Consider the following 13,846-nt stretch of genomic DNA (forward strand, 5'->3'; position numbering starts at 1 on the left):
GTCAGGTTGCCGGTAGCATAAAAATCCTGACGATGTCTACGACGGGCTACGCCTACGCGCCACCACGATTTGATGAGGCGGATAAGTAAATCAATTTGTTCGCGGTGTAAATCAGATTCCAATGGGGGTTCGTCACTATAGATGTCGCCTGGTGGGAAAATTATACTTTCATTGACATCTTTTACACTAGTGGTAGTAGCAAGGGGCTGAGACATACAAGATAGTTTTTCTATTTGTATCCATGCTATCGTGACCAACCTTTACATAAAAGCGCGTAGGCGCAGCCCGTCGTAGACATCGCCCTCGTTATTCCTCATCCCGATATAATTCCTGCAAGTCCTGTAACTGAGTCTTGCGGGAAATGCGGCGATATTTTTTACTTTCTAGCTTCGGTTCGTATTGACTCTGCCCTTTGCCTTTGCTTTTTAACTTCATCGTAGATTCAGGATCAGCTTGTTGGTGCAGCTGAGTTTGACGAGCGATCGCATCGGACAAAAATTCTAAATAATGTTCATATCGTTCCCAGTCTCCCCGCACCGCACATTCCGGTTCGTCTCGATGCAGACAATCACTAAACCGACAGCTAGCAACTGCTAACCGCTTTCTTGCTTCTGGGAAATAATGAATTAATTCTTCTGGTATACAATCCATGTCCGGCTGATTAAAACCAGGAGTGTCTGCAAGCATTCCACCATTAGGTAACTCAAATAATTCTATATGGCGAGTCGTATGACGACCACGAGCTAGTTTGCCAGAAACTTCCCCTACTCGCAGTTTGGCAGATTCAATCAGTATATTAATCAGGCTGGATTTACCAACACCGGAAGGCCCAGCAATTACAGTAATTTTATTACTCAAATATCTAGATGCTTGGTCGGTATTTATACCATCTTTGACGCTGATAAATATTGGTTCATAGCCCCAACCAAGGAGGCGATCGCTAACTTGCTGCTGTTCCTGCGGTGAAATTAAATCACTTTTATTCAAACATAAAAGCACATCCAAGCCAGTAGACTCAGCCTTAATTAGAAACCGACTTAGTTGATAAGGTTCCAAAGGTGGATCGGCTACGGCAAATACCAATAGTATTTGATTGACATTGGCGATCGCCGGACGATCTAACTCGCTTTGACGGGGTAAAACATCACCGATCGCACCCCGTCCCCCAGCCCAATCTGGCTCTTCTACTACAACGCGATCGCCTACCATCACCTGTTGACCGATTTTTTTCAGTCGTGTTCGGCGAGTACAGAGGAGGAGAGGATAAGAGGGATGGGGAAGATTTTGTTCCCTCATCTCCCTGATCTCGCCATCCTCTTCATCCAGCTGTACTCGGTAAAAATTAGCTTGTACAGCCACCACCGTACCCAATAACTGTCCAGTTGCAGCAAAATTTTCCCCTGTCATTGGCTAGCAACTGGACGGCGTACTAACAGAGAAAAATAACTAGTGCAGTTTGTAATTTGTTCCACCTGATAACCTGCCATTGTCAAACTATCGGGAACCTGCTCAATCGGCTCACCAGGGTCTAGCCAGACTTCTAGTAAACCTCCCAATGGCATTTTCTCCAGACGTAATTTTGTCCGTACAAAATTAATTGGGCAAGGAGTGCCGCGCAAATCAAGTTGAGCATCAGGAATTAAAAGAGAAGAGGGCTTCATTACTTAAATAAATTTCCCAAGAATCCTTCTAGACCGCCTTTACCAGTGCGATCTCCCTTAATTTTAGCCAGCTTTTCCAACAATTCCCTCTCCTCAGGGGTGACTTTGGTGGGAATATCAATTAATACTGTCAGCATGTGATCCCCTCGACTGACGGGATTACCTAAACGGGGTACGCCGCGATTTTCCAACTTCATCACCGTATTGGGCTGGGTTCCAGCCGGAATGATCAGTTCCACAGGCCCATCTACCGTATCTACCTCTAACCGACAACCTAAAATCGCTTGCAGGTAGCTAAGTTTGATTTCCGAGAGAATATTAATGCCATCCCTTTGGAATTCCTCGTCCTCATTTACGAACAAGTAAACGTACAAATCCCCAGGAGGGCCACTGCGTTGGCCAGCATCTCCTTCACTAGAAATCCGCAAGCGTGTGCCATTATCCACACCAGCCGGAATAGTAATTTTGAGTTTCTTTGTGACTTGATTTGCGCCTTTACCATCACAGGCATCACACTTATCTTCAATTACCATCCCTGTTCCATTACAGGTGGGACAAGTCGAAACTTGGGTGAAACTGCCAAAAGGTGTTCTGGTTACACGGCGGACTTGACCCGATCCGGTACAAGTAGAACAAGTCCGGGGGCGGGTTCCAGGTTTAGCACCAGAACTGCTACAAACTTCACAATTTTCTAGATGGGAAATACGAATTTCTTTTTCCCCGCCAAATACCGCTTCCCGAAAGTCTAACTTCAGGTCTAGCCGCAGGTCATCACCCCTAGCAGGCCCACTGCGCCGTCTTTGTTGCGTGGGATTACCCATACCGCCAGCAAAGCCACTAAAAATGCTTTCAAAGATATCGGCAAAACCACCCATATCGCCAACATCTTGGAAACCTGAGCCAGCACCTGACACACCCTCCGGGCCAAAGCGATCGTAACGAGCGCGGGTTTCTGGCTCTGAGAGTACCTCATAAGCGCGGTTAATTTCTTTAAAGCGATCCTCCGCCCCCGGTTCTTTGTTCACATCTGGGTGATACTTCCGGGCTAGACGGCGATAGGCTTGTTTGATTTCTTCTTTGTCGGTGTCACGAGAGACACCCAGGATTTCATAATAGTCGCGGGCCATATAGCAAAGGTAAAAGTTAGAAGGAAGAAAGCAGAAGGTGAACCTGCGCGGTCTTGGGGGTTTCCCCATCAGCGACTGGTGTTAGCGTAGCGTTAGCGACCTTGGGAGCGTCACCCGTTCGCGTAGCGTCTCCGTCAGGAGAAGGGCAGTAGAACGTCACGGTCACTTGCTACCCTACGGAAAAGTGTTTTGCCTATACATGAAGCAACACAGTATCTTTTAGAGAGCGGCTTGCCGGAGGTTAGGCAGAAGATAAAATTAATTTATGTTAATAACTGATTTTACCCTTTACCTTTTACAAAAATCACCGACAAATCTTGAGCAACAGGTGCTTTCCTCGTAGGAGACGACAAAAGCGATAGAAGTTAGCAGCAGAGGAAGCCTATGCTCAGACTTCTCACTGCCGAGTCGGCTGTCTCTTTTACAATTGTGCTACGTAGGAGAGGAAAACCCCGCCCATCAACCAGAGGGGCTAGCCGCACCATTAGGTGTGGAAAACCACCCTTATGCAATGGAAGTGCATCTGAACTGACACTGCCTAGCCCAGAGTAATTTGCTTCTACAATCTAGCAAACTGCTGGGGTCTTGTGAAACTTCGCTAAATTTATAATCTAAATATATAGATATATTAAAGTGCCTTAATAAAAATCTGCAACTTAGGGATTGGGGATTGGGGACTGGGCACGGGGTTTGAAGAGTTACAGGTGTAGGGGAGGGAAGGCTTTAGAGAAGAGGAATTTTCGCTCTGCTTCCGTGGTTCTTCCCTAATCCCCAGTCCCCAGTCCCCTAATCTATCGCCTCATAATCAACCTGGGCAGTACTTTCTTCGTCAAAATCAAAGTTGAATTGTGGTATTAGTGTGCCATTCATTGGTGAGTCTACTTCTGGGGTAGAGACATTAGGTGAAGCCTCTTCAATCTCATCACTTTGGCTGTTAGCTCGATTGTAAACATCAGCACCAATTGCAAACAAGGTTTGTTGGAAGTCGTCTAAGCGCTGCTTAAATTCCACAGTGGAAATACTAGAGTCAATCATTGCAGCTTGGAGTTGTGAAACTTTTTCACTAGCCAAGGTTTTCATCTGATCGCCGATAAAGCTGCTGTTATCCTTGATGGTGGATTCGTAACTGAACAACAGATTATCTGCTTGGTTTTTGAGTTCAACCAGTTCTTTACGTCTTCTATCTTCGTCGGAAAACAGTTCTGCCTCTTGGCGCATCCGTTCGACTTCGTTGGTACTTAAACCACCTGTATTGGTAATCCTGATACTTTGTTCTCTACCTGTACCTTTGTCTTGGGCAGAAACCTTCAAGATGCCGTTGACATCGATTTCAAAGGATACTTCAATTTGCGGCACACCACGGGACGATGGGGGAATTCCTGCTAGTAGAAACTTGCCAAGACTCTTATTGTCTCGTGACATTGCCCGTTCACCTTGGAGGATGTGAATTTCTACCGAGGTTTGCCCATCAACTGCTGTGGAAAAAATTTGTGACTTACTGGTGGGAATTGTGGTGTTACGTTCAATAATTTTGGTGAACACTTCACCTAAGGTTTCAATTCCCAAGGACAGAGGAGTGACATCCAATAGTAAAAGATTATCTACTTCGCCACCCAACACACCTGCTTGGATAGCTGCTCCCAATGCTACAGCTTCGTCAGGGTTGATGGAGCGATCGGGAGCTTTGCCATTGAAAAACTTAATTAGCGCGTTTTGGACTGCGGGAATACGGGTAGAACCACCTACCAAAATAATCCGATCTATATTTTGTGGTTTGAGATCCGCATCTTTGAGCGCTTGGATCATTGGTTCAATGGTACTTTCAATTAATTTCCCTGCCAGTTCTTCAAATTTAGAGCGACTGAGTTCCATCTCCAGATGCTTTGGCCCGGTGTCATCAGCCGTGATAAACGGCAAGTTGATGGATGTATTCACCATGCTGGAGAGTTCAATTTTTGCCTTTTCTGCTGCTTCCCGCAGGCGTTGCAGTGCCATCTTATCTTGGGAAAGGTCGATTTTCTCTTGTTGCTGGAAGCGTTCCATCATCCAAAGGACGATCGCATTATCAAAGTCGTCTCCACCCAAGTGGTTGTTACCACAAGTCGCTTTAACTTCAAAAACGCCATCCCCAAGTTGCAGGATTGATACGTCGAAGGTTCCGCCTCCTAAGTCAAATACTAAAATTAGCTGCTCTTGGTCTTGCTTGTCCAATCCGAAAGCTAAAGCCGCAGCTGTTGGTTCATTGATGATTCGCAGAACTTCTAATCCTGCAATGGTGCCAGCATCTTTAGTTGCTTGTCTTTGGGCATCTGTGAAATATGCTGGTACGGTAATCACTGCTTGAGTAACTTCCTCACCCAAAAAGCTTTCTGCATCCTGCTTAAGCTTTTGCAGGATCATAGCAGACAACTCTTGTGGCGTGTAGTTTTTTGAGCGAATTTGGACATCAACGGTATCGTCTCGACCTTTGACACAGTTGTAGGGGACGCGATCGCGTTCTGTTTCAGTGTCTTCCCAACGCCGCCCGATAAATCGTTTAATACTGTAAATTGTGTTTTCGGCATTGGTTACGGCTTGGCGCTTTGCCAATTGACCAACCAAGCGATCGCCACTCTTCCCAAATCCCACAATACTTGGAGTAGTTCGTCCACCTTCAGAATTGGAGATCACCAGTGGTTGACCGCCTTCCAAAACTGCGACGCAACTGTTAGTAGTGCCTAAGTCGATCCCAATAACTTTTCCCATAATTATCAGTATTTTTACCGAGTTTTCTGCTGTAATCTGTCGCGGACTAAACTTTTTTGCTCCGAACCAAGGCTAGCGGATAACGTCTGTGGAATCCCTATTGCTGGTAGCAAGAGAGAAATTGAAACACAGAGAGTTATCCAAAGCCTTGTTCAAGTATTAGGTACACGATGCTCGTCCTTGCTAGAACCCAGGCACTTTAGGTCAGCGAGGCGAGCGACTACAGCTTAACTGTTGGCTTGACTCGACTGATCTTCTGGTGCGGAAGGGGTATCTTCTTTGGGAGCAGCTACTTTGACCATTGCATGGCGTAGCACGCGATCACCTAAGAAGTATCCGCGCACTAACTCTTCTAACACTGTTCCTTCAGGATGTTCATCCGTAGGTTCGCGCATTACTGCTTCGTGTAGGTTAGGATCAAATTCTTGACCTTCAGGACGCATTGGTGATACACCCAAGCGCTTCAGGCTATCTACCAATTGTTTGTAAACGCCTTGGTAACTTTTGTGCATGGTCATTTCGCCTTCAGATTGCGGTTTGAGGTGCGATCGCGCCCGCTCAAAATTATCGACCACTGGCAGCAATTCCAGAATGGTGTTCCGCTTGATCTGTGTCTCTAACTCTTCTTTTTCTTTGCTGGTACGTTTCCGGTAATTCTCAAAATCAGCAGCAATCCGCATATATTGAGTACTACGCTCTTCTAGCTGCGTTTTGAGAGAGTCGATTTGTTGAGTCAGTTCTGCCAAAGCTGCTGTTTCCATTCCAGTTTTCTCACTTGCAGCGACACTATTTTCTGGATTGAGATTAGCCGTATCCCCCGAGACATTAGTTTGGGCTGTCACTTGCTCTGTCACCTCGCTACCAGATTCATTGAAATTAATTTGGGCTGGGGAGTCACTCTTCATTGCTTGCTTTACCTCTGTTGGTTCACCCAATTGCTGGCTTGTATTGTTTATCTGTTTATTTTCATCCATCATTGTCTACTCATTCCAGATGCTTATGGCAGTGTATCTCTACAGCTTGCAACTGTCGTCATCTACGACTTGCTACTGAGGCTGATTTTATTGCCAACAAGTTTCTGAAAATGATGTAACCGTCCTCTTATTGTGACAAATGGTGAACACCTTAGCCCAGACCCCACTAAGGCGGGAACCCGAACGAATAGTGTACCTCTAAGAATCAAAGTTTGGGGCTAGATTTTAAAGATTTGTTAAGCGAGTCTGTAATTGAGCAAGTCATGAGTGAACGCAAAAAAATTCCGAGAATGCGATCGCTTACGGCGAGCGGGTACGCCATTGCAAGTTTTGACACTCAGCTTGCATCTATAGTGATAAAAAATAATTAGAATATTGCTAATAATTACTAAATTTTGTTTAAATAACTAAGTATTATCACTAGTGTTACTGACTGGAAAAATGAAACTGGAAACTGCAAATTTTCTGTGAGCCAGAGAAAGAGCGGCGGCTTTACTTACTTAGAAGTTCGGTTACTCAGGACTTTTTTTAGAAATGAGAATTCTGTCTCACAGCCTGGGAATACTTTAAGCAGAGGTTTCCCAAATCAATTGCTCATTTATGAACTCGTCACCACAACGGCGCAGTACCGCTCTAACTACCAGAACAGAGTTTTCACCCTTCGGCAACAAGCTAGTGCAATCTGGCTATGTCAATACCGAACAGATGAGGCAGGCACTAATTGAAAGCCGCAAATCTGGCAGACCCTTAACGGAAGTACTAGAGTCAATCACTGGGCAACAACTAACACCTGAGTTGCTCAGGCAATACAAAAAACAGCAGCTATTTGAACTTAAAATACTATACGGTGTTGAATTCCTCGATCCGGAAGTCAATTCCTTTGGCAACACGGAGATGGCGAACCTCATTGAAACCCTTATCCCAGTGGATATTTGCCGTCGCCACCGTTTAGTACCACTATCGAAACATGAAGACCAAACCCCGCCATCAGTTTTAGTGGCGATGGTGGCTCCAGATAATCTAGAGGCTTCTGATGATCTAAATCGCATCTTGCGCCCCCAAGGCTTGGCCTTGCAGCGCATGGTGATTACACAGGAAGACTACCAACAGCTAATCAACCAATATTTGGATGAAATGGCTGTTAAGCAAAAGCACCTAGAACGAGAAAATGCTACAGATATTAGTCAGGATTTAGAAAATCTCGGAAATCTCGATATTTCGGATGCTCCTGAAGAAATGGAGGCTGATTTAGGGGCAGCGATGAAGGGTGCAGAGGATGCCCCAGTTATCAACCTAGTCAACAGAATCCTGGCTAAAGCCTTGCATGAGGGCGTTTCTGACATTCATATCGAACCGCAAGAAGAAAACTTACGCATTCGCTTTCGGAAAGATGGCGTACTGCGTGAAGCTTTTCCCGCAATGCCGAAAAAAATCATCCCGGCGGTGACAGCCCGATTTAAAATCATCTCCAATCTAGACATTGCTGAACGCCGTCTACCCCAAGATGGACGCATCCGGCGGCTATTTGAGGGACGTAAGGTGGACTTCCGTGTGAATACCTTGCCCAGTCGCTACGGGGAAAAGGTGGTGCTACGGATTTTGGATAACTCCTCTACCCAACTGGGATTAGATAAGTTAATTACCGATCCAGAGACTTTGAATATTGTCAAGGATATGGTTAGCCGTCCCTTTGGTCTAATTTTGGTGACTGGGCCAACTGGTTCTGGAAAAACAACTTCGCTGTATTCTGCATTGTCAGAAAAGAATGATCCCGGAATTAATATCAGTACTGTGGAAGACCCCATTGAATACAGTCTTCCAGGGATTACTCAAGTACAGGTGATTCGGGAAAAAGGACTGGATTTTGCTACCGCTCTACGGGCTTTCTTGCGGCAAGATCCAGATGTGCTCCTGGTGGGTGAAACGCGGGATAAGGAAACGGCAAAAACAGCAATTGAAGCTGCGTTAACCGGTCACTTGGTATTAACTACCTTACATACCAATGATGCCCCAGGTGCGATCGCTCGTTTGGGAGAAATGGGGATTGAGCCTTTCATGGTTTCTAGTTCCCTAATTGGCGTTTTAGCTCAACGTTTGGTGCGGCGTGTATGTTCTGAATGTCGTATTGCCTACACTCCTACAACTGAAGAATTGGGTCGTTATGGTCTATCAGCTTCCTCAGATGTTGGAGTTACCTTCTATAAGGCTAACAGCTTGACATTAGATGTGATCGCAGAAGCCAAAGGCAAAAATCAGATTTGCTCAAAATGTAATGGAGTCGGCTACAAAGGGCGTTGTGGTGTTTATGAAGTCATGCGAGTCACTGAAAACCTGCAAACTCTCATCAACGAAGATGCGCCCACGGAACGCATCAAGGAAGTGGCAATAGAAGAGGGCATGAAAACCTTGCTGGCTTACAGTTTGGACTTAGTGCGTCAAGGTTCTACCACTCTAGAAGAAGTAGAACGGGTGACGTTTACTGATACTGGTTTGGAAGCCGAGTTAAAAGCCAAACGCAAGACTGGTCTTACTTGCCGGACTTGCGAGGCCACATTGAAACCAGAATGGCTCGATTGTCCCTACTGTATGACATCTCGATTTTAAGGTTAATAGTCATTAGTCATTGGTCATTGGTCGATGCTAAGTAACTTTAAACAAATGACAAATAACAAACATTAAAAGGAAACAGAACTATGGAAATGATGATTGAAGACCTAATGGAGCAGTTGATTGAAATGGGTGGCTCGGATATGCATTTATCCGCAGGTTTACCTCCCTACTTCCGCATCAGTGGCAAACTCACCCCCATAGGTGAGCATGTATTAACAGCCGATCAATGTCAAAGGCTGATTTTTAGTATGCTCAACAACACTCAGCGTAAAACCTTAGAACAGACCTGGGAATTGGATTGTTCTTATGGTGTTAAGGGTTTGGCTCGTTTTCGGGTGAATGTTTATAAAGAACGTGGTGCTTATGCCGCTTGTTTACGAGCATTAAGTTCTAAAATCCCTAACTTTGAAAAATTAGGTCTGCCAGATATAGTACGGGAAATGTGCGATAAGCCCAGAGGACTTATTCTAGTGACAGGCCCTACAGGTTCCGGCAAGACAACTACCCTAGCGGCAATGATTGACTTGATCAACCGCACCAAGGCAGAGCATATTTTAACGGTGGAAGATCCAATTGAATTTGTCTATGAACCAATTAAAAGCTTGGTTCACCAACGGCAACTAGGAGAAGATACTAAAAGCTTTGCTAATGCTTTGAAAGCAGCCCTACGGGAAGACCCAGATATTATTCTGGTGGGGGAAATGCGGGATTTGGAAACGATTTCTTTGGCGATTTCCGCAGCAGAAACAGGACACTTAGTATTTGGTACGCTACACACCAGTTCCGCCGCCCAAACTGTTGACCGGATTATCGACGTTTTCCCCCATGAAAGACAAACCCAGGTGCGGGTGCAATTGTCTAACTCGTTAGTAGGGGTATTTAGCCAGACCTTGGTATCTAAGAAAAACCCTAAACCCGGTGAATATGGTCGGGTGATGGCTCAAGAAATTCTGATTGTTACTCCTGCTATTTCCAACTTAATTCGAGAAGGCAAAACATCTCAAATTTACTCGGCTATTCAAACTGGCGGCAAATTGGGAATGCAAACTCTGGAGAAGGTTTTAGCCGATTTGTACAAAGCAGGAACGATTTCCTTTGAAGCGGCAATGTCTAAAACTTCTAAGCCAGATGAAATCCAACGTCTCATCGGTAGTTCTGTACCACCGCAGGCAGCAGGTGGGAAACCCGGTGTGGCTGCCAAAGCACATTAAAAAAACTGAGGGAATGAGGAAGTTGCACTAAGTCTTTCCCTTGTGTCCATTGCATTATACCCCATGCCCAATCCCCAATAAATAACGACTATTTTGAATTAATTTATGCCAACCTACGTTGCTCGTGTTCGGGATTCTCAAGGACAATCCCGAACAGAAAAAATTACTGCCGAATCCTTGGTGCAAGCTCGTACTAATCTTAGAGATCAAGGTTTTGTAGTCCAAGAACTCAAACAATTTCAAGGATTTCAGCCAGAGGTTGCCTTCAAAAATTTCCAGAATTCCTTAGTTAAGGTTTCTGTGAAAGACAAAGCCGTTTTTTCGCGTCAATTTGCCGTTTTGATGAATGCGGGAGTTGCGATCGTTAGAAGCCTGGGCGTACTTTCTGAACAGTGTAGTAATACTAAACTGAAACAAGCCCTTGTGGAAATTAGTACCGATGTTCAAAGCGGAATGAATCTTTCAGAGGCAATGCGTAAGCATCCTGACTGTTTTGATGGATTATACGTGAGTATGATTCAAGCTGGCGAAGTTGGTGGTGTTCTAGACGAAGTATTAAATCGTTTAGCTAAGTTGTTAGAAGATGTTGCCCGTTTACAAAACCAAATTAAATCAGCAATGTCTTATCCAACTGTTGTGGGTTTTATCGCAGTTGTTATCTTTCTCGGAATGACTATTTTTCTAATTCCGATTTTTGCCAAGATTTTTGAAGAAATTGGAATCACATTACCACCTTTAACGCAATTCTTGATGGATACCAGTAAATTTTTGAGAAGTCCGGGCGCTTTCGGACTTCTCGCTGGTCTTATCGGACTTAAATTTGCTTTTACAGCATACGGTAAAACTCCTGTTGGCCGCATCACAATTGATCGCCTTTCTCTCAAGTTGCCATTGTTTGGTGACTTAATTCAAAAATCTTCGGTTGCCCGCTTTAGCCGGACTTTTGGTTCTTTGACTCGTTCAGGTGTACCAATTTTAACTTGCTTGGAAATTGTCCGAGATACATCAGGTAACAAAGTGATTGCCAATGCCATAGATGCAGCCCGTATAGAGATTCAACAAGGAGGGATGATTAGCATTGCTTTACAAAAAGATAGCGTTTTTCCGCCTATGGCAATTCAGATGATGAGTATTGGAGAAGAAACTGGAGAATTAGATACAATGTTGATGAAAGTTGCGGATTTCTATGAAGATGAAGTCGAGCAGGCAGTAAAATCAATGACCAGTATTTTGGAACCAGTTATGATTGTATTTGTAGGGGGGATGGTTGGAACCATTTTGCTGGCAATGTATTTACCGATGTTTAAGGTATTTGAAAAGATGGGATAGAGGATTTAAAGTTAAGAGTTAGGAGTTAGGAGTTAGGAATTAAAACTTTTAATTTCTAACTTTTAAATCATAACTATTTAATAAACTATGACTGTGCAAAAATCTTACTACGAAGCGAGTTTGGCAGAGTACAGCAATCATCTAGCTGCGATCGCCTTACTAAAGCAATATCGGCCATACTTGGAGATGATTCCCAGTCTGCGCCGTCCAGATGAAAGCGTCATCACTATTCCCTTGCCAATTGTCCGCCTTCGCAATACTGCTACAACAGTAGGGGAAACGATTTGCCTACCTTGTGATGTGGCAATTTTGATGTGCGATCCTGAGTGGAAAATCAAAACTGGAGCAGAAATTCTAATCTTTATTCATCGTGCTGATGAAGACTTTTCTGATTTGTTAGGGCGTTGGCGACAAACTCAAGTTTGGCTAGACAATGATTATGAGTGGTTAATGCCTCTCCGCCATAGTCATATTTTGAGTGAAGGAGCTAATACTATATATCCTCTATTTGTCATTTTTAGTGAGACTTTAGAACGCATTCAACGAGGACTTATAGGAGCAGAACTTCCATTTATTATACAAGCTTCAGATTCGCTGTTTGAAGAGAATTCCACAGATATTTTCTCTCCAGAACTTCCATCATCTTAGAAAAAGTTAGAAGTTTTGGAGTTTTAAATAGCAAGTTTGGAGCATTATTCAGAGACTCCAAATTTGCTATTTTATATTTTTAACTCCTGTACAGACGCGATTAATCGCGTCTGTACTGCTAACTATTACCTAACAAACTGCGGCATAATTTCGGCAGCAGTAAATATTCCATAAATGCCGCGTTGGTGCAATTGTCTACCAGCTTTGAGATAGCCAAAGGCAGGGCCGCAGACATTGGCTGCCATGCTGGTTTCATCTCCTAGAGTAAAGGTATGGGTGGAAATTTTCCCTTCAAAGGTGCGCCCTGTTACCTTAACGTTGGTGCTGAGAGGCTTTTTAGGATTGCGAGTATCGACTACACCACCAACAGTAACGCGATCGCGCCCCACTATTCCCGCTACTTCTAACATCACATCATCAGCGTGTTCCATATTCGTCAAGCTAAGCACACCATTAGTTTTATCTAGTAGTGCTTCTACTTCTGCGTCAGTCATCGCTCTAGCGGTTTCCACTGTGTAACCAGGCATGTGGCCAATGTCTTCCCGAACGGTAGCGCGGTAAGCTTCCCAGTTGGCAATTCCCACCCCGAAGGTAATTTCGACTTGATGAATTTCGGCGTAGCTTTGGGCGGCTAAAGCTGCTGCGGCTGTTAACAATCCAGGTGTTGCACCACAGCCTGTCATGTAGGTAATCCCGGCTGCTTGCAGTTCTTCTTTCATCGCCAGTAGTTGTTCTACAGCAGTGGTGCGCTTAATCGCATCCACTAGCACCCCACGCCAACCAGACTTAATAAACTCTTTGGCAACAGAGGGGATAAAATCATTTGGTAGGTTGGGTAAAGCCAGAAAATACCCATCCACAGGTTGAGCTATTTCGATTAAATCCCGAATACTTTGATTTGTTAACGTACCAACTGGCTCTAAATGACCTACCGAACCTTGGGACTGGTAGGTTGCAATGCATTCTTTAGTATTTAAACCTTCAGCAGCGTAAGCGTAACCTTTTTGATCTGCTGCGGCGACTAAAATCATTTCCTGTTTAGCAGCAAGTACCTTGGCGGCGGCTTGTCCGAGTCCGCCGAAACCTAGTACTCCTATGCGTATCGCTGGCGAAATATTTAGAGAATTTTTGACTTTTTCGGAATTCATAGTCAATTGGTTAAGTTGAATCAAAAGCCTTTAGCATTCTGCATCTCAGCTTCCGGCTTGTAACTGGCGGCTGATGGCTGATAGCTCAAAGCTATAAAGGTTAATTATGATTCATTATCCTGGGTTCTTCGGCTGACTGATGTTTTTTTATGTAAGGTACTTGTACAGTATCAAAAATTAATTTTCATCAACAAGCTGCAAAACCCTCTTGTATAAAGGTTCAGCCACCCAGAATCCTGCTTGGTTGATTAGCCCTCTTCTGTCACTCTCCGAAAACATTTGTCATTTCTGACTTCCAGAGCCTTTGTACAGGAAGCGATCGCCAGATTTTTTCCTAATAACAAATACAAGACCAATTTTTTTCTAATAGTATAGCTTGTATTGATTGCCTCA

At 44.3% G+C, this 13,846-nt stretch carries 10 protein-coding genes and 1 pseudogene; 4 read left to right on the top strand and 7 right to left on the bottom strand.

Annotated features, from left to right (window positions below; translation table 11 throughout):
* The 6 genes and pseudogenes from VE944_RS25815 to grpE all read right to left on the bottom strand — a co-directional run.
* Positions 1-215: pseudogene (locus VE944_RS25815) on the bottom strand (Uma2 family endonuclease); the annotation flags it as partial.
* 91 nt (positions 216-306) lie between these two features.
* Positions 307-1,407: a small ribosomal subunit biogenesis GTPase RsgA gene (rsgA, locus tag VE944_RS25820; RefSeq protein WP_324983867.1), complete on the bottom strand. Its 1,101-nt coding sequence runs from the start codon at positions 1,405-1,407 to the stop codon at positions 307-309.
* A complete protein-coding gene (locus VE944_RS25825; protein WP_324983869.1) occupies positions 1,404-1,661 on the bottom strand; it encodes a sulfurtransferase TusA family protein in 258 nt (85 codons plus the stop codon). Before VE944_RS25825 ends, rsgA begins: the two co-directional genes overlap by 4 nt.
* Entirely contained in the window at positions 1,661-2,788 is a 1,128-nt protein-coding gene (dnaJ, locus tag VE944_RS25830) for a molecular chaperone DnaJ (RefSeq protein ID WP_324983871.1), read from the bottom strand. The genes VE944_RS25825 and dnaJ overlap by 1 nt, the downstream gene beginning before the upstream one ends.
* A gap of 786 nt (positions 2,789-3,574) precedes the next feature.
* Positions 3,575-5,533 (bottom strand): molecular chaperone DnaK, encoded by a 1,959-nt coding sequence (gene dnaK, locus VE944_RS25835; protein ID WP_324983873.1) that lies wholly within the window; start codon positions 5,531-5,533, stop codon positions 3,575-3,577.
* A 227-nt stretch (positions 5,534-5,760) separates the two neighbouring features.
* Positions 5,761-6,510 (bottom strand): nucleotide exchange factor GrpE, encoded by a 750-nt coding sequence (gene grpE, locus VE944_RS25840; RefSeq protein ID WP_324983876.1) that lies wholly within the window; start codon positions 6,508-6,510, stop codon positions 5,761-5,763.
* Positions 6,511-7,107: 597 nt separating this feature from the next.
* On the opposite strand from grpE, the gene VE944_RS25845 reads away from it, so the two are divergent.
* The 4 genes from VE944_RS25845 (at position 7,108) to VE944_RS25860 (ending at position 12,305) form a co-directional block, all read left to right on the top strand.
* The gene (locus tag VE944_RS25845) at positions 7,108-9,111 is read left to right on the top strand and encodes a GspE/PulE family protein (protein WP_324983879.1); all 2,004 of its coding nucleotides are present in this window, start codon (positions 7,108-7,110) and stop codon (positions 9,109-9,111) included.
* A gap of 89 nt (positions 9,112-9,200) precedes the next feature.
* Complete coding sequence (locus VE944_RS25850; RefSeq protein ID WP_324983882.1) at positions 9,201-10,328, top strand: type IV pilus twitching motility protein PilT; 1,128 nt, start codon at positions 9,201-9,203, stop codon at positions 10,326-10,328.
* Positions 10,329-10,433: 105 nt separating this feature from the next.
* On the top strand, positions 10,434-11,657 hold the full coding sequence (locus tag VE944_RS25855; RefSeq protein WP_324983885.1) for a type II secretion system F family protein: 1,224 nt from the start codon (positions 10,434-10,436) through the stop codon (positions 11,655-11,657).
* A gap of 87 nt (positions 11,658-11,744) precedes the next feature.
* The gene (locus tag VE944_RS25860) at positions 11,745-12,305 is read left to right on the top strand and encodes a hypothetical protein (protein WP_324983888.1); all 561 of its coding nucleotides are present in this window, start codon (positions 11,745-11,747) and stop codon (positions 12,303-12,305) included.
* Between the two features lie 125 nt (positions 12,306-12,430).
* Here the strand turns inward: VE944_RS25860 and bioU are convergent, their stop codons facing one another.
* Positions 12,431-13,453, bottom strand: a complete 1,023-nt coding sequence (bioU, locus tag VE944_RS25865) for a (S)-8-amino-7-oxononanoate synthase BioU (protein ID WP_324983890.1) — start codon at positions 13,451-13,453, stop codon at positions 12,431-12,433.
* Positions 13,454-13,846: the final 393 nt, after the last annotated feature.

The sequence above is a fragment of the Nostoc sp. genome, from assembly GCF_035638895.1.
Classification (GTDB): Bacteria; Cyanobacteriota; Cyanobacteriia; order Cyanobacteriales; family Nostocaceae; genus Nostoc.